We start from the raw sequence: 17,506 nt of genomic DNA, 5'->3' as shown, positions 1-17,506 counted from the left end.
CTCGGCGGCACACTCGTCCTCATCGGGGTGGCCGCGCCTGCCCAGGCGGCGCCAGCCGCGCACTCCACAAAGGCTGAAGCCGCACCGGCCTGTGGGGAATATAACGGCTGGTGAACGGGTGGCCAGAGGGGCTACCTCACCTGTCGCGCTGGCACAACGGTGGTTTCCGCGATCCTCGACCCGGGGTGACAGTCGGCCCGGCTGGCGACTTCAGGTTTTGGCCCATGACTGATGCGGCCGGGATGCTGGAGTGCGGACATGACTGCGGCCCAGTCGCCTGGTCAATGGCCAGAAGCCCCCTACCCAGTCCTTCAGTTCTAGTGGTCGTCGCAACACCCCAGCTCAAGGGGTGCGATGGACTTCAAGATCCGGGAGAACGGGGGACCAGGGGGCGGTAGCCGTCTGCTGCGTGAGCGGGAGGTATATCTCCAGCTCATGCAGCAGGGCTACAGCAATCGAGAGGCCGGCCGGATCGTCGGTATCAACCCGCGGACCGGCAAGCGGTGGCGGAACGGCTGGCACACTCCGCCGACGGGGAAGCCGAAGCCGCCCATCACCGTGGAAGCTCCGGCGCCCCAGCCATCGCGGTATCTCCGCGAGACGGACCGCATCCACATCGCCGACCGGCTGCGGGAGAAGGCGTCCATCCGGCAGATAGCCGCTGAACCGGGCCGCAGCCCGTCCACCATCAGCCGGGAGATACGGCGCAACGGAGCGTTGTGGCGGGGCAGGAACTGGACCTACCGGCCTCATGCCGCCCAGCGACGTTCCGAGGAGCGTCGCCCACGCCCGAAGCCCGGGAAGATCGGTCAGAACACCGAGCTGCGGGACTTCATCCAGCACCACCTCGAACGCCGCTGGAGCCCCGAACAGATCTGCCAGGCTCTACGGACCGCCTTCCCCGAGCGGCCGGAGATGCACGTGGTCCACGAGACGATCTACCAGGCCCTCTACGTCCAGTGCCGCGGAGAACTCCGCCGCGAGCTGACCCGGGCCCTGCGGACCGGCAGGACCATGCGCCGGCCGCACCGGCAGTCCTACCGGCGCCGGCCTCGCATGTCGGCGGACATGGTGATGATCAGCGGGCGGCCGGCCGAGGCCACCGACCGTGCGCTCACCGGGCACTGGGAAGGCGACCTCATCATCGGCAAAGCCATGCAGTCCGCGATGGGCACGCTCGTCGAACGCTCCAGCCGCTTCGTCGCCCTGGTCCATCTGCCCGACGGCCGCCAGCCCGCCCAGGTGCGGGACGCTCTCATCCACACCGTCTCGTCCCTCCCGGCCCAGCTCAGACGCTCTCTCACCTGGGACCAGGGCTCCGAGATGGGCCTGCACAAGCAGTTCAGCACCGCCACCGACATGCCGGTCTACTTCTGCGATCCCGGCAGTCCCTGGCAGCGCGGTTCGAACGAGAACACGAACGGCCTGCTACGGCAGTACTTCCCCAAGGGCACAGACCTGGCCTGCTACAGCCGTGGAGGCGGTCGGTGCATTCGGCTCGGGCCGTGTGTATCCATCGTTCGACGAACGCGTTGAACCGTGGGCTTTGCGGCGGTGTCGGGATGACGGCTGTGCCGTTGCCGGCGAAGACGGCGTCGAACGCGGCGGTGAACTTTCTGTCCCGGTCCCGGTCCCGGTCCCGGTCCCGGATCAGGAACCGGAAGCACCCAGCCCTCTCCTTAAGGTCCATGAGCAGATTGCGGGCAAGTTGGGTGACCCATGCGCCGGTCGGGTGGGCGGTGACGCCCAGGACATGGACGCGCCGAGTGGCAATCTCCATGATGAAGAAGACATACAGACGTCTGAGGAAGACGGTCTCTACGTGCATGAAATCGCAAGCCAGCAGCGCGTGGGCCTGTGAACGGAGGAAGGAGCGCCAGGCCTGCTGGGAGGCGCGCTGGGGTACGGGGGGCAGGCCGGAGCGGCGCAGGACACGCCTGATCGTGGCGGCGGCGACCCGATGGCCAAGCCGTCGCAGCTCGCCCTGGATCCTGACGTATCCCCAGGTCGGGTTCGGCCGACGATCAGGTAGAGCAGTCGCAGACCCACGATCAGCGATCATGCCCACACTTGAACGACCGCAAAGCCCCAGGTCAACCACCGTACGGCACTAAAGACACCCTTCAGGAGTTCAGCGAAGGCCGAACCGGTCCGGTCGGCCCAAGGCGACCGGATACAGTGCGCGAGACGGCAGCCCGGTCAGGGAGGGGAAGCGTGACCGACACCAGCAACACCCGGCCCGCCGAGGGTGAAGCGCAAGCGCCGCGGCAGAGCCGACTGCACCGGCTGATGCGCTACATCCCCCTGATCGCCCCCGTCCTGCTGTGGGCCGTGCCCTGCTGGGTGCTCCTGCACACCAGCCAGCACTGGCCGCTGCCCGTCACGCTGGCCGGCACCGCCCTGTTCACCCTCGGTCTCATCGGTATGCCGCTCGCGATGGTGCGCGGCCACGGCCGGCGCCAGCAGGACCGGGCGGCGATCATCGGCGACACCCTGCTGGGCACCATCTGGATTCTGTTCACCTGGTCCGTTCTGCTCGGCGTCCTCTTGCGGCTCGCCCTGACCGTGGCCGGCGTCGGCGAGAGCCAGGACCGAGCCCGAATCGTCACCTGGGCCGTCCTCGGCATAACCGCCGTACTGCTCGGCTGGGGGTACGCCGAGGCCCGCCGCGTGCCACGCGTGCGCCGACTCGACGTGCAACTCCCACGACTTGGTGCCGGGTTGGACGGCATCCGCGTCGTCCTCATCACCGACACCCACTACGGCCCGCTCGATCGCACTCGCTGGTCGGCACAGGTATGCGAGACGGTGAACACTCTGGAAGCCGACCTGGTCTGCCACACCGGCGACATCGCGGACGGCACGGCCGAACGCCGCCGCGCCCAGGCCGCCCCACTCGGTACCGTGCGGGCCACCCGGGCCCGTGTATACGTCACCGGCAACCACGAGTACTACAGCGAGGCCCAGGGCTGGGTCGACCTGATGGACGAGCTGGGCTGGGAGCCGCTGCGCAACCGCCATCTGCTGCTCGAACGCGGAGGCGACACCCTCGTGGTCGCCGGCGTGGATGACGTCACCGCCGAGTCCTCTGGCCTGGCAGGCCACCGCGCCCACCTCGCCGCAGCCTTGAACGGCGCCGACCCCGACCTACCCGTCCTGCTCCTGGCACACCAGCCCAAATTCATCGACCGGGCAGCAGCAGCCGGCATCGACCTCCAACTCTCCGGCCACACCCACGGCGGCCAGATCTGGCCCTTCCACCACCTCGTCCGCATCGACCAGCCCGCCCTCGCCGGCCTCAGCCACCACGGCCCCCGCACCCTCCTCTACACCAGCCGCGGCACCGGCTTCTGGGGCCCACCGTTCCGCGTCTTCGCCCCCAGCGAGATCACCCTGCTCGTGCTCCGCTCCCCGCACCTGCCCACCTCGACATAGCACTCGACGGACCGACACATCCGCTTGGAACAGTGCCCTTGCCGGAAACCTCATCCGTGCAGGTCAAGCCGCATTCCGGTACTCGTGGAGGATGCCGCCGAGGCGATCGCGTCGACGTATGTTGAGGCGGGCTAATGTGTCCGGGTCGTCGATCGGCGGGGGCAGGGGCTGTAGCGGCCTGGCGTTCGCGATGCCCTGGTGTGGTCGGTGTCCGTTGTAGAACTGCTCGAACTCGCGCAGGGCATGGAGAAGGTGTCGCTGGTTCCAGATCAACGTCCGGTCCAGTAGCTCGCGGCGACAGGTCTGTATCCAGCGCTCCACGATCGAGTTCATCCTCGGTATCTGGATGCCGCTGAGCACGACCTCGATCCCCGCGTCCCTGAGGACGGCATCGAAGAGGACAGGGAACTTCCCGTCCTGGTCCCGGATCATGAACCGTGCCCGGCAGCCGAGGCCTTCGAGGTCCATGACCAGGTTCTTCGCCGCTTGCGCTACCCAGGGTGGCACGTACATCCGCACCCCCCGACAGAGTGACTCTTTCCAGGAAGCCGCAGGCCAGCAGGGCATCAGCCTGAGAGCGAAGAAAGGTGGCCCAGGTGCTGGAGTTCCGCTCGGGTGCTGGGTCGATGCCGGCCTCCTTCAAGATCTCCCAGACGGTGGACGCGCCCACCTTCACCCCCAGCACCAGCAGCTCACCGTGCAGACGCCGGTACCCCCAGCTCGGGTTCTCCTTCGCCAGCCGCAGCACCAGGACGCGGATCAAGCGCACCGTGCGCGGCCGACCCGGACGCTTGGGCCGACAGGAGGCGGCATGGCGGCGCGCGACGAGGCTGCGGTGCCGACGCAGCACCGTGTCAGGGCGTACGAGCAGCCGTAATCTTCGCAGGACGTGCAGTGGCAGCCGGTGCAGCAGCGCCGCCAGGAATGCCCGATCGCTGGGCGTGAACCGGACCTTGACCTTGCCGAGTTGACGTTCCAAAACGGTGACCTGGTGGCGCAGCGCGAGGATCTCCGCGTCCTTGTCCCGGTCGGACATCGGCAGCAGACGAAGCATCGCGAACGCGTTCGACACACCGAGATAAGCCAGTCGCAGCAGCACGGTCGATCATCTTGCCGCGGGTCAGCGCCAGCCTCGCGAGAGCGCCCGTTCCGGCGACCTCGCCGGTCAACCTCCGGTACACCGCGCGCACCACCTCCCACCAGGGCGGATGACATTTCCGGCGCACGCACGCCTACATCACCGCCCTCGGCGGCGCACTGACTCTGCGAGCCGACTTCCACGACCACGCCACCCAGACCACATGGCCCCAGCCATGCACCACGGAAAGCGGACACCCGCTCAGGCTTGCGGGCGCCGGTCATCCGGGCTGACCCGCTGGTTCGGATGTGCCAGACCTCAGAACAGCGGGCCCTTCCGAGGCAGCGTCCCGGTCGTGGTGATACGGCTGATCCACCTGCCGACCCCGGTGTCGAATGGATGGTGCTGCCGTACCCGAACTTGTACGAGGGCAACCCGCTGGACAGGCGACACTCCGTCCGCCGAGTCGCTCCCGTCCGGGCCCCCGAGGCGCCCAGGGCAAACGGCGCTGGGCCCGGCCTCGGCGACCTTTTGGCCCCATGCGCCGGACCCGTGAACGCCCAGATGGTGCGATCGACGGCGGAAGCGGGGGTGGCGGCCTGTTCCGTACTCTGGCGGCATGCGCATGCGTCCCACTTTGAGCTGGACCCCTGCCGAGGACCTGCCGGCGGGCAGCACGGATCTGGAACCGGTCGCCAAAGCGCTGAGCACCGGCGGTGTGCTGGTACTCAGCGGGGCCGGCATCTCCACCGAGTCGGGCATCCCCGACTACCGGGGCGAGGGCGGGAGCCTGAGCCGGCATACCCCGATGACCTACCAGGACTTCACAGCCGACGCCCAGGCCCGGCGCCGGTACTGGGCTCGCAGCCACCTCGGCTGGCGCACCTTCGGCCGCGCCCGCCCCAACACCGGGCACCGGGCCGTGGCCGCGTTTGCTCGGCATGGCCTGCTCTCGGGTCTGATCACGCAGAACGTCGACGGCCTTCACCAGGCCGCCGGCAACGAGGGCGTCGTGGAACTCCACGGAAGCCTGGACCGGGTCGTCTGCCTTTCCTGCGGCGCCCTCGGCCCGCGCCGCGAACTCGCCCGGCGATTGGAGGAGGCCAATGAGGGCTTCGAGCCGGTGGCCGCCGGAATCAACCCGGACGGTGACGCCGACCTCACCGACGAACAAGTCGGGGACTTCCGTGTGGTGCCCTGTACGGTCTGCGGCGGCATCCTCAAACCGGACGTGGTGTTCTTCGGCGAAGCCGTTCCGCCACGGCGGGTCGAGCACTGCCGCAAGCTGGTCCGCGAGGCGACCTCGCTGCTGGTCCTGGGCTCGTCACTGACGGTGATGTCCGGGCTCCGGTTCGTCCGCCAGGCGGCCCAGGCCGGAAAGCCGGTACTGATCGTCAACCTGGACCCGACCCGCGGCGACCGGCACGCCGTCACCCGGGTCGCGCTCCCGCTGGGAACGGCCCTCACCTCCGTGGCCAGCCGACTGGGCATCCCGCAGTCGGCACAGCCCTGACCCGGAGCAAACGTGACGGAGCCGGGAGCGGGGGGCCCAGGCGGCGGGACGCGGTGTGCACGGCGCTGGAGTACTGCTCGTGCGTCCTGACACGGTACTGCGCCGGCATCGCGACCTCGCAAAGCGCCAGCATGCCGCCTCATCACGGCCCAGGCAACCCGGCCGGCCTCGTACCATGCGCTACGTCCGGACTCTGGCTCTGCGCCTGGTCAGGGAGCATCCGAACCGGGGCTACAGGCGTCTGCACGGCGAACTGCTCGTGCTGGGAGTGGAAGTGGCCGCGTCGACCGTCTGGATCGAAGACGTAGGCTGCCAGGCCCGGTTCATGATCAGGGACAGGGACGGGAAGTTCCCTGGACCGTTCGATGACGCCCTCAAAGACGCGGGGATCGAAGTCATCCTCAGCGGCATCCAGATGCCGCGAATGAACTCGATCACGGAACGGTGGGGGCAGACCGCAGACACGAGCTCCTGGACCGGACCCTGATCTGGAACCAGAGCCACCTCCGCCACACACTCCGGAAGTTCGAGCAGTTCCACAACACTCATCGGCCCCACCCGGGCATCACGAACGCCCGGCCACTGCACCCGATGCCCGCACCGATCACCGATCCGGACAAGTTGACCCACCTCGACATACAACGACGCGACCGCCTCGGCAGCCTCCTCCACGCATATCACCATGCTGCCTGACCTGCATGGATGCAGTTCTCGGCAAGGACATCTTCATCCGCCCGTCTGCGGGGCGGGCCTGGCGGGCCGGAGTGCGTGGGCTTCGGCGAGGAGCAGGTAGCCGCTGGCGGTCCAGGTGTAGGCGCGGTCGCGCAGGCCGGTTCCGGTGAGGGCGTCGAAGTTCTCCGCGAAGCCGTGTGTCTCGCACAGGGTCCGGAAGCGGGCGCTGATCTCGTGCGCGAGGTTCTGGTGACCGCTGCGGCGCAGGCCGTCCTCGATGAGGACGACGGCGGGGGCCCAGACGGGGCCGCGCCAGTAGCCGTCGGAGAGGTAGTGCGGTGAGCTGGGCAGTTCGGTCGCGAGCCCGTACGGCGTCAGGTGTGCCTCGATACGGTCGGCCAGCACCGCGGCGACGTGCTGCGGGAGGTGCTCGCCCAGCGCGATCGGCATCAGGTCCAGCAGGCTGGAACTGCTCCACGTGTCCCTACTGTGCGCTCCGCGGGCGACGAAGTGGTCACCCTTCCACAGGTCGTCGAGCATCGCGGCCTGAGTCGCGTCCGCGGTCCTCGTCCACCGGCCGGCGTCGTCCGGCCGTCCCAGCTCTTCGGCCAGGGCCGCGAGTTCGCGCAGTTGGAGGACCAGAAACCCGGCGAGGTCGGCGGTGGCGACCAGCCGTTCCGGGTCGAAGGTCGTGGCGTTGTCCCAGCCGCTGTCATTGCCGTGCTGGTAGTGGGGAAGGGCGCTGCCGGGCGCTCTTCGCGCGGTGAGCCAGAACGCGGTCCAGCGTGCCAGCCGGTCGTACGTCCGGGCCAGCTCCGCCGGGTCGAGCGGTTCGGGCAGGCGTCGGCGCAGGTGGCCCAGAGCCCAGCCGTGGATGGGGGGTTTGACGTAGTTGTAGAGGATCTCGGAGTGGCAGACGGAGTCGGGCAGGGCGCCGCTCTCGTCCTGGTGGTCGAAGGGGAGGCAGAACTGGTCCCAGGCGGACGCCGACAGACCGGGGGCCATCGCCAGGGCGTTGAAGCAGTGGTCCCAGCTCCAGACCTTGTCCATCCAGTGCTTGGACATCAGCACCGCGGGCCGGGTGACGAAGCCCGCTGGGTTCACCGTCGCGGACCACAGGACGTAGGCCGCCAGTTCGGCGGCCGGGGTGTCGGCCGAGCGCCACGGGGCGACCGCGTCAGCGAATTGGGCGAAGGCGTTCTGTGCGGCGGTCACGACCTGGTCGAAGGCCGTCTGCGCGGTGTAGGGGCAGCGTGCGCTGTCCAGTTCCTCGACAGCGGCCTCCCAGACCCCGCCGTTCTCTGCCGCGATGGCCAGACCGCGCTCCGCGCTGCCCAGGTCCTGGGCGCCGAACGCACCGACCGCGCCGGCGGACAGCGCGGTGATCCGGTAGCGGCGTCCGGTCTCATACGAGGTGAAGACGTACGCCCCGTCCACCGGGTCACGGAAGAAGTAGGCGCCGGTGAAGGGTGTCAGGGTCTGCTCGGCGGCACAGATACGCAGGCCGAGCCCCTCACCGCGCAGCCGTATGGTGTCCGGTGACTCGTAGGCGAGGTCGATACGGCCGCCTTCGCCGGTCCAGCTGAGCAGTCCCGGTGTCGCCTCGATGCGGGTCGTGGCCCGGGCACCCGTCCCGGCATCGAGGGGGACGAACCGCAGCACTGCGTGCATACCGTTCTGGTGCGAAACCAGGTGGAGGTCGTCGGCGTAGGTCTTCTGGGCCACCACAGGCGAGATGCCGAACCAGGACCCGTGGGTGCTAAACGGAATGTCGTGGACGGAGAAGGCCGGGCCGGACGGGGCGGCGGTCATGAGCGTTACTCGTTTCTTCAGCGGTGGCGGGTCGGCGGCATACCGGGCGGCTGTGGCGGCGTACCGGTCGATGGTGTGCGGCGTCCCGGCGGGAGCTTCCCGCGGGCGGGGGAAGGATCGCCGAGGAAGGTCAGTCCTTGACAGCGCCGGCGGTCACGCCGGCGGCGACGTACCGCTGGGCGAGGACGAGGATGACCGCGGCGGGCAGCGAGGCCACGACGGCGGTGGCCATGATGGCGTTCCACTCCTGGTTGTTGTTGCCGATGTAGTGGTAGATGCCGAGGGTGATCGGCTTGTGTGTGGCGCCGCCCGCGAGGGTGCTGGCGAAGACGAAGTCGGACCAGGACCACAGGAAGGCGAACAGGGACACCGTGACGACGGCGTTGCGGCTCATCGGCAGGACGATCGACCAGAAGGTGCGCAGGGGGCCGGCGCCGTCGGTCTTCGCGGCCTGGAGCAGTTCGCCCGGGATCCCGGACATGAACGCGGTGAAGATGAGGACCGCGAAGGGGACGGCCAGGGTGGAGTCGGCGACGATCAGGCCGGGCACGGACTGGAGCAGGCCGAGCTGGAGGTAGATGGCGTAGAAGCCCATCGCCATGATGATGCCGGGGATCATCTGGGCGGCCAGGAGGAGGAAGCTCAGTACCCCGCCGCCGCGCGGGCGCAGCTTGGCCAGGGCGTAACCGGCGGGCGCGGACAGGGCCACGGTCAGTACGACGGTGCCCAGGCCGATGACGAGGCTGGTGCCGAGGTAGGGCAACTGCTCGTCGAGGACCCTGCGGTAGCCGGCCAGCGTGCCGTGGACGGGGAACAGGTCCGGTGGGCTCTTACGCATGTCCTGGTCGCGGGTGAAGGACACGTTCAGCATCCAGTAGACCGGGAAGAGCATGATCCCGGTCAGCAGAAGGCCGATCGTCGTCTTTCCCCAGGTGCGCTTGGAGCTTCGCATCATGTCAGCGCCTGCTTTCTCTGCACCCGGACGTAGACCAGGCCGAAGACCAGGGCGGCGATCACGAGCAGGTTGCCGACGGCCGCACCCGGGCCGAATGCGGGCAGCAGGTTGCCGAAGCCGAGCTGGTAGGACCAGGTGGCGAAGGTCGTGGATGATTCCGCCGGGCCGCCCTTGGTCATGATCCAGATGATGTCGAAGACCTTGAGCGTGTAGACCAGCCCCAGCAGTAGGGTGATCGCGGACACGGGGCGCAGCAGCGGGAAGGTGATGCTCCAGAACCGGCGCCAGGCACCCGCCCCGTCGAGGGCGGCCGCCTCGTACAGGCCGGCGGGGATGGACTGCAGGCCGCTGTAGAGCACCACCAGGTTGAACGGGACACCGATCCAGATGTTGGCGGTGATCACCGAGGTCAGCGACCAGGAGGGTGACGTCAGCCAGTTCACCGGGTCGATGCCGACGGCGTGCAGGGCGGCGTTGACGACACCGGAGTCGCTGTTGAGCATCCATGACCAGGTGGAGGCGGACACGATGAGCGGCAGCAGCCAGGGCACCAGGAACAGGGCGCGCAGGGTGGCGGAGAGCCGGAAGTGCTGGTTGAAGAAGACCGCGAGGGCCAGGCCGATGGCGTACTGGAAGAGCAGGCACACGGCGGTGAACACCACGGTGTGGAACAGGGCGGGGGCGAAGGTCGGGTCGTCGAAGACGGTGCGGTAGTTGGCCAGGCCGGTGAAGGGTGCGTCGCCCTGGACGAAGGAGCGCACGGTGTAGTTGCGAAGGCTCAGATCGAGGTTGCGGTACAGCGGATAGGCGTAGAAGAGGGTGAGGTAGAGGGTGACCGGGGCGAGGAAGGCCCAGGCGGCCCACTGCTGGGAGCTGGGGCGGCGTCGTGCCCGGGGCGGTGCGGTAGGGACCGCCGTGGGGTCGGGCACGGTTCGGCGATGCGGCACTTGTGTCGTGTGACTCATCAAAAGGCCCTGGAGTGCGTCACTTGACGGCGGACTGAGCGGCGCTCAGTGCGTCCTTCGGAGACTTCGAGCCGCTCAGGGCGGACTGCACGGCCTTCCACAGCTGCTCGGAAATCCTCGGGTACTTGGTGCCCAGGTCATCGCTGGTGCGGCCCCGGGCGGCCTTGACCGCGTCCACCCACGGCCCCAGCTCGGGGTTGGCCGCCACCTGCTTGTCCTGGACCTCGGAGGTGGGGGCGACGTAGGAGAGGGTGGTGTCGGTGTCGTACAGGTTCTGGGTGCTGGTCAGGCAGGTCGCGAGTTTCTGCGTGGTGGCGTAGCGGTCGGTCGAGTCCTGGACCGGGACGGTGACGAACTCGCCGCCTGTCGGGGCCGACGCCTTGCCTCCCTCGATGCCGGGCATGGGCAGGACACCGTAGTCGAAGCCCGCCTTCTTGGCGTTGGCGAGCTGCCAGGTGCCGTTCTCGCTGAACGCGTAGTCGCCGGTCGCGAACTCCTGCCAGCTGGTGGTCTGGGTGTTGTTGAGCACCGAGTTCGGGGCGTAGCCCTTGGCCAGCCAGTCCTTCCACAGGGACAGCGCGGAAACGGCCTGGGCGGAGTCGAGCTCGGTCAGCTTCGCGCCCGAGCCCCAGAACCATGGCAGGAACTGGAAGCTGCCTTCCTCGGTGCCGATCGCCGAGAACGTGATGCCCTTCTTGCCTGCCTTCTTGACCTTCTCCAGCGCCGCGGTCAGCGACTTCCAGTCCTTGATCGAGGCGATGTCGACCCCGGCCTCCTTCAGGACCTTCTTGTTGTAGTAGAGGGCGAGGGTGTTGGCGCCGATGGGGGTGCCGTAGGTCTTGCCGCCCGACTGGCCGGCCGCGAGCAGGTTGGGATCCACCTTCGAGGAGTCGAGCTTGTTGTCGTCGGTGGTGGTGAGGACGCCCGCCTCGGCCAGGGTCGACACCACCGGGTTGTCGACGATGAGGACGTCCGGGGAGTTGCCCTGTTGCGCGGCCAGCAGTGCCTTGTTCGCCAGGTCGCTGGTGTCGAAGCCGGTGCGCTTGACCTTCACGCCGGCCTTGGTGCCGCACTCGTCCAGCAGCTTCACCCATGCCGAGCCCTTGTCGAACTGGGGATACGGGTCCCAGATGGTGTACGTGCCGCTGTCCGACGCTTTCGTCCCGGTGCCTCCCGAGCCGCAGGCGGTGGCGCTGGTCGCGACGGCCAGGGCGGTGAGGGCTGCGGCGGTGAGGCGACGCCGTCTGGAGGAGCTTTTCATGGCCGGTCCTTTGTTTTTGGCATGCCGGTGCCGAGGGCTGGAGGTGGTGGGGAGGGTGCGGGCACGGCGAACGAGAACTGCTGAGCGGTTCGAGCGTCCGGTGGGCGTGAGGAGGTGAGCGTGAGGTGCGGTCAGGGGGTCGTGTCGGGCCAGGTGTCCGCCGCGGGCGTGACTCCCGTGGGCCCGGTGCTGGCCCGCAGGGAGATGGGCGGCGTGAGGAGATGGTGCCGGGGCGACGCGTGGGGATGGTCGAGCCGCTCCACCAGCAGCTCGACGGCGAGCCGGCCCATCTCGGCGGCCGGTACGTCCGCCGCGGTGAGCTGCGGGGTCACCGTCTCCGCCCAGCGGCCGGCCACCACTCCGGTGACGGAGAAGTCGCGCGGTACGTGGCGGCCGGCCTGGGCGAGCCCCCGGTAGAGACCGCCCAGCGCGGCCTCGTTCAGCGTGACGAGGGCCGTGGTGGCGGGATCGTCGTGCAGGATGCGCTGTACGCAGCTCTGGCCCGAGGCGGCGTCGTCCCCGCAGCAGTACGTCCGGACCGTCAGTCCGCGCTCGGCCGCCGCCTTGGTGAAACCGTCCAGGCCGCGGTGCGCGGATTCGTACCCGGTCCGCAGCAGTTGCTCGGGACGGTTGACGAAGGCGATCCTGCGGTGGCCGAGATCCGCCAGGTGGTGGACGCACGCCTGCACCAGCGCGGTGTGGTCCAGGCTGACCCACCAGATGCCCTCGGGACGTGCGGTGCGGCCGATGGTGACGGAGGGGAACTCCAGGGCGGCCAGATGGTCCACCCGGTCGTCCTCCAGTCTGATCTCCATCAGGATGGCCCCGTCGACCCGCCGCTCCCCCAGCAGCCGCTGGAACGACCGGTCACTGTCCATACCGCTCGGCGACAGCAGCACGTCGTAGTCGTAGGCCGCGGCGGCCTCCACCACGCTCCCGATGAAGTCCAGCTGCATCCCCGTGTAGTGGTTCCCGGCCGGCGGGAAGACCAGGCCGAGGGTGCTGGTCCGCCCGTTGGCCAGGGCGCGGGCACTGGCGCTTGGCCGGTAGCCCAGCTCGTCGACGACCTGCTGGATCTTCCGGCGCGTGTCCTCCGACACCGGGCGCTTGCCGCTCAGCGCGTAGGACACGGTGCTCCGCGAGACACCGGCCCGCCGCGCGATCTCACCGATGTTCACGGCAACTCCTTGCTCGAACCGGCTCGCCGCTTCACAGGAGGAGCGGCCGCCGGTTGTGGGGATGCGGTACGGGAGGAGAGGGGCGCCCCGGTCGTCGAACCGGTTCGCGTGAAGTGACGGTAGGAACCGCCTGAACGCCTGTCAACACCCTGAACATCACTTTCTCGACCCGCCCAAGGTCTGGGTATCGCAGTTCCGTCGCAGGGATTGCTGGTCGGGATTCCCGGTGCTAGCTTCGCGAACCGGTTCGACGAAGCGATCCTTCCGGCAACCCTGGGCGCGCTCCGTACACCCTCGAGGGGAGGAGCTGCCGCCCCGGCCGGCCGGAGAGGTTCCCGTGGCGCAGCAAATCGAACCCATTCGCCTGCCACCAACACCACCCTCCCACCCTCAAACTCTCCCGCCGGGCCGCGCCCCATGGACGAGCAGCCGACCGAGGCCGGCCGACCGGAACCGCCAACTCAAGGATGAGGACGCAATCCATGCCATCCGCTGACAGATCCGCCCGGCGCCGGGCACCGGCCGCCGTGGCGCTGGCCCTCGGCGCGGGCCTGCTGGCCGCACCAGCCGTCCCCGCACAGGCGGCCGACACGCCCCAGCCCACCGCCCGCTACACCTTCGACCAGGACGACCTGTCCTCCGGCAAGATCACCGACAGCTCCGGCAACGGCCTGACGGCGAGTCTGGTCAACGGCTCCACCGCCCGGTCCGTCGCAGGCACGGGCGGGGGCAAGGCGCTCGCTCTCCCCGGCGGGGCGCCCACCTCCACCGGCGCGTACGTCCGTCTGCCCCGTGAAGTGGTCGGCGACGCCGACAACTTGACGGTCTCCGCCCGGGTGAGGTGGAGCGGCGACACGTCGTCGTGGCAGCGGATCTTCGATCTGGGCACCAACACCACCAAGTACCTCTTCGCCACCCCGTCCAACAACAGCGGGCTGCTGCAGACCTCCGTGACCACCGGCGGAGGGGGCGCGGAGACTCAGATCCGCGGCTACGCACCGCTCCCCGCCGACGAGTGGCGGACCGTCACCGTCACCCTCGACACCACCGCCGGCCGGCTCACCACCTACCTCGACGGCGTGGCGGTCTCCTCAGCAGCGACCGGCATCAAGGCCAGTGAGCTGTTGGACACTTCGGCCACGGCCGCCGGCTACATCGGCAAGTCCTTCTACCCGGATCCGCTGTTCAAGGGCGCGATCGACGACTTCGCCGTATGGCACTCGGCGCTCAGCCCCGAGCAGGTGGCCGGCATGGCCGGGGAGGTGCCTACCCTCCAGCAGCTCTCGAAGATGTCGTTCGAGGTCCGTACGGCGACCGGGACCGCCCCGTCCCTCCCCGCCGCCGTCCGCTCCTCCTTCTCCGACGGATACGACCGCGACACGCCGATCACCTGGGACGCCGTGGCTCCCGACAAGTACGCCCAGCCGGGCACCTTCACCGTGGCGGGAACGGCCGCCGGGCGCGCGGTGGAGGCGACCGTCACCGTGGTCCGCGAGGGGCAGCTCACCGTCGACCTCGGCTCGGACACCGGCGCGTTCCACGGCGGCGCCTCCGGCACCCTCTACGGCGTGTACGGACCGGACGTCCCCACCAACAACCTCATCGAGGGCATGGGCCTGCGCACGGTCTCCACGAAGGCGCAGGACGGCCCACAGCACCCCGGCGCCGACGCTCTGGAGGTGGTCAAGCCGCTGGCCGACTCCACCGACGGTGACGTGTACATCTACATGACCGACATCCACCGCGGTTTCCCGTACGAGTGGCCGGGCGACACCCCCGAGGAGAAGCTGGGGCTCTACAAGGAGAAGATCGCGGTCCAGGTCGACCAGGTCCTGCACCTGCCGAAGCAGTACCAGGACAACATCGTCTTCGTGCCGTTCAACGAGCCCGAGGGCAACATGTTCGGCACCGGGGAGTGGAGCTACAACAAGGTCAGCTGGCTGAGCGACCCGGACGACTACTTCGCCGCCTGGGACGACGTCTACAAGCTCATCAAGCGCAAGATGCCCGGCGCCCGCATCGCCGGTCCCAACACCAGCATCCTGTACGACCAGGTGAAGGGCTTCCTCACCCACACCCTGGCCGCCGGCACCCTCCCGGACGTCATCACCTGGCACGAGCTGAGCCACCCCGAGGCGGTCCGCGAGAGCGTCGCCAAGTACCGGGGGTGGGAGAAGGAACTGTTCAAGGGCACCGACAAAGAGGGCACCCAGCTCCCCATCAACATCAACGAGTACGCCTTCAACTACCACACCTCCGTCCCCGGCCAGATGATCCAGTGGGTATCCGCGATCGAGGAGTCCAAGGTGGACGCCGACATCGCGTACTGGAACATCGACGGCAACCTCTCCGACTCCGCCGTGCAGTCGAACCGCGCCAACGGCCAGTGGTGGCTGTTGCACTCCTACGCCTCGATGAGCGGGCACACGGTGAAGGTCACCCCGCCGTTCCCGGGCGAGAACTACACCATGCAGGGCGTCGCCACCGTGGACGAGAAGAAGCGGCAGGCCCGGCTGCTCTTCGGCGGGTCCACCGGGAAAGGCCACATCAGCTTCGCCGATGTCCCGAAGAAGCTCTTCGGGAACCGTGTGCACGCCTGGGTGCGAGAGATCGAGTGGAGCGGACAGTTGGGCGACAACTCCGGCCCGAAGCTGCTCACGGAGACGAATCTGAAGGTCGGTGACGACGGCAAGGTCGTCGTCGACTTCGGCGACGGCGGACTGCCGAAGCTGAAGGAGTCCTCGGCGTACGAGATCGTCCTCAGCCCGGCCGGGAAGGCGAAGGACACGCAGTCCACGCCCGTGCGCTGGCAGGCTTCGTACGAGGCGGAGGACGCCGCCCACACCGGGTCCGGCTACTCGAAGAACGGCCCGGAGGGCTCGCCCCGCGAGGTGTCGAAGTTCTACACCTCCGGCGGCTACGACGTGGGCGGTCTGCGCACCGGCTCGGACGTCACGCTCGACTTCACCGTGGACGTGCCCGAGGACGGCACCTACGACCTGGGCGTCTTCGCCAACTCCCTCAACACCTTCGACAAGGTGAAGGAGCAGGGCCCCACCAACGTCTTCCTGCGCGTGGACGGCAAAGCGGACAGCGAACGGGAACTGCACCTGCCGCTCGCCTACAAGTGGGTGGTGTGGGACCACACGGACACCAAGGTCCACCTCACCAAGGGCAAGCACAACCTGACGCTCGCCGCGAAGAGCCTCGACGGCAAGCGCGCCACCAAGGGCGACGCCATCGTCGACCGCCTCGCCCTCTCCCTCCCCGATCCTTCCGCCGCCACCCAGGTGTACGAAGGCGAACTGGCCTGGCCGGACGGCGGCGCACGGCCCGTCTACGACCTGCCCAAGCGGACCGGAACCCCCGCCACCGGCTCGGGCGCGATCCAGCTCCCCAAGAACGGGACCGCCACCTTCTGGGTCTACTCCCCCGCCGACCGCGAGGCCACCCTCAAGGTCGACACCCTCGGCGGCGCGAACGCCAGGCTCTCCGTCAACGGACACAACGTCCTGCGCCTGTCCAGGGGCAAGCACAGCGTCGCGGTCTCCCTCTCCGGCGGCATCAACAAGGTGACACTCACCGGAGGCTCGTCAGCCACCCTCGTCGACCGCCTCACCGTCACGCCCACCGAAGGCACGCTCACGGCGCGCACATACGAGGCCCAGGACGCCAAGCTCGCGGGCTCGGCAACACTCACCCCGCTCTCTCTGGCGACCGACGGCACGGCGATCACCGGCATCGGCGGCGACCCCGGCAACGGCAACACCGCGACCTTCACCGTGAATGCCGACCGGGCCGGCCTGAACGCGCTGCGCATCCGCTACTCCAACCCCGAGCAGTCCGAAGCCACCCACTACAACCCGGACCCACTCGCCCGCCACGCCGACATCACGGTGGGCGGCGGCAAGGCGCAGCGCGTGACCTTCCCCCACAGCTTCCACCAGAACAACTTCTGGGAGCTGACCGTGCCGGTCCACCTCAAGAAGGGACAGAACACCATCACCTTCCGCTCCGAGGAACTGCCGAACTTCGACGGCACCACCTACGCCTCGGACACCTTCCCCGGGGTGCTGCTCCGTTCCCGCTACGCACCGCTGATCGACCGGATCACCGTCGCGCCGTACGCAGAGGAGGTGCGATGAGGTGATCAACACCGGCGGCGATGTGCCGCGCGCAAAGATCGGGTAGCGACCGCTCCGCCACGCCCCGCCCGGCAGGGTCGCGTCCACTCAAACCGTCGGTGCCACGAAGGCACGGTGCCCGGGTCCGCCATGGTCGGCGGTCCCGGGCTACTGGCGGGTGACACGCGCCAGGCGCCGCTTCAAGCCGCGGAACTGTCGCGCAGGAAGCCCGCGAACGCCTCGGCGGCAGGGGTGAGGACGTGGTCACTCATGCGGACCAGGAGGATGCGACGCACCGGAGCGGGGGGTTGAAGCGGCAGGACGCTGACGCCGGCTCGGATGCCCTCCAGGGCCAGGGTGGGGGCGAGGGCGATGCCGATGCCGGCGGCGACCATGGCCCGGGCCTCCTGGTAGTCGTGGGCCTCGTAGGCGATCTGCGGCTCGAAGCCGGCGGCGTGACCTCCCCGGATGAGATTTCCGGCAAGCGCAGCATCGGCGGCGGCCATGGGCTGG

The 17,506-nt window shown here is 68.9% G+C and carries 8 protein-coding genes and 4 pseudogenes; 5 read left to right on the top strand and 7 right to left on the bottom strand.

Annotation, left to right across the window (positions count from 1 at the left end):
- Positions 1 to 354 precede the first annotated feature (354 nt).
- Together ACH4S9_RS16545 and ACH4S9_RS16540 are read left to right on the top strand one after the other, a co-directional pair.
- A pseudogene (locus tag ACH4S9_RS16545) lies at positions 355 to 1,473 on the top strand (IS30 family transposase); the annotation flags it as partial.
- Positions 1,474 to 2,214: 741 nt separating this feature from the next.
- Positions 2,215 to 3,435, top strand: a complete 1,221-nt coding sequence (locus tag ACH4S9_RS16540) for a metallophosphoesterase (RefSeq protein WP_398372440.1) — start codon at positions 2,215 to 2,217, stop codon at positions 3,433 to 3,435.
- A 63-nt stretch (positions 3,436 to 3,498) separates the two neighbouring features.
- On the opposite strand, the pseudogene ACH4S9_RS16535 reads toward ACH4S9_RS16540, so the two are convergent.
- Positions 3,499 to 4,534: pseudogene (locus tag ACH4S9_RS16535) on the bottom strand (integrase core domain-containing protein).
- Positions 4,535 to 5,132: 598 nt separating this feature from the next.
- On the opposite strand from ACH4S9_RS16535, the gene ACH4S9_RS16530 reads away from it, so the two are divergent.
- Together ACH4S9_RS16530 and ACH4S9_RS16525 are read left to right on the top strand one after the other, a co-directional pair.
- On the top strand, positions 5,133 to 6,026 hold the full coding sequence (locus ACH4S9_RS16530) for an NAD-dependent protein deacetylase (RefSeq protein WP_398372438.1): 894 nt from the start codon (positions 5,133 to 5,135) through the stop codon (positions 6,024 to 6,026).
- A gap of 55 nt (positions 6,027 to 6,081) precedes the next feature.
- Positions 6,082 to 6,719 (top strand): annotated as a pseudogene (locus ACH4S9_RS16525) (integrase core domain-containing protein).
- Positions 6,720 to 6,752: 33 nt separating this feature from the next.
- On the opposite strand, the gene ACH4S9_RS16520 reads toward ACH4S9_RS16525, so the two are convergent.
- From ACH4S9_RS16520 to ACH4S9_RS16500, 5 genes are all read right to left on the bottom strand, one after another.
- The gene (locus ACH4S9_RS16520) at positions 6,753 to 8,510 is read right to left on the bottom strand and encodes an MGH1-like glycoside hydrolase domain-containing protein (protein ID WP_311721395.1); all 1,758 of its coding nucleotides are present in this window, start codon (positions 8,508 to 8,510) and stop codon (positions 6,753 to 6,755) included.
- A 130-nt stretch (positions 8,511 to 8,640) separates the two neighbouring features.
- Positions 8,641 to 9,465: a carbohydrate ABC transporter permease gene (locus ACH4S9_RS16515; RefSeq protein WP_352133016.1), complete on the bottom strand. Its 825-nt coding sequence runs from the start codon at positions 9,463 to 9,465 to the stop codon at positions 8,641 to 8,643.
- Positions 9,462 to 10,430, bottom strand: a complete 969-nt coding sequence (locus tag ACH4S9_RS16510) for a sugar ABC transporter permease (protein WP_311721393.1) — start codon at positions 10,428 to 10,430, stop codon at positions 9,462 to 9,464. The genes ACH4S9_RS16515 and ACH4S9_RS16510 overlap by 4 nt, the downstream gene beginning before the upstream one ends.
- 19 nt (positions 10,431 to 10,449) lie before the next feature.
- The gene (locus ACH4S9_RS16505; protein ID WP_398372435.1) at positions 10,450 to 11,691 is read right to left on the bottom strand and encodes an extracellular solute-binding protein; all 1,242 of its coding nucleotides are present in this window, start codon (positions 11,689 to 11,691) and stop codon (positions 10,450 to 10,452) included.
- 131 nt (positions 11,692 to 11,822) lie between these two features.
- The gene (locus ACH4S9_RS16500) at positions 11,823 to 12,869 is read right to left on the bottom strand and encodes a LacI family DNA-binding transcriptional regulator (protein WP_398372433.1); all 1,047 of its coding nucleotides are present in this window, start codon (positions 12,867 to 12,869) and stop codon (positions 11,823 to 11,825) included.
- Between the two features lie 482 nt (positions 12,870 to 13,351).
- Here ACH4S9_RS16500 and ACH4S9_RS16495 point away from each other — a divergent pair, with 482 nt between their 5' ends.
- Positions 13,352 to 17,014 carry a LamG-like jellyroll fold domain-containing protein gene (locus tag ACH4S9_RS16495; protein ID WP_398372431.1) on the top strand — a complete coding sequence of 1,221 codons (3,663 nt, stop codon included), beginning with the start codon at positions 13,352 to 13,354 and terminating at the stop codon, positions 17,012 to 17,014.
- 179 nt (positions 17,015 to 17,193) lie between these two features.
- Here the strand turns inward: ACH4S9_RS16495 and ACH4S9_RS16490 are convergent.
- A pseudogene (locus tag ACH4S9_RS16490) lies at positions 17,194 to 17,460 on the bottom strand (LysR substrate-binding domain-containing protein); the annotation flags it as partial.
- Between the last annotated feature and the right edge of the window lie 46 nt (positions 17,461 to 17,506).

Origin of the sequence: Streptomyces sp. NPDC021225, from assembly GCF_044332865.1 — a bacterium.
In the GTDB taxonomy this organism is placed as follows: Bacteria; Actinomycetota; Actinomycetes; order Streptomycetales; family Streptomycetaceae; genus Streptomyces.
This window is presented reverse-complemented; position numbering and strand designations above follow the sequence as displayed.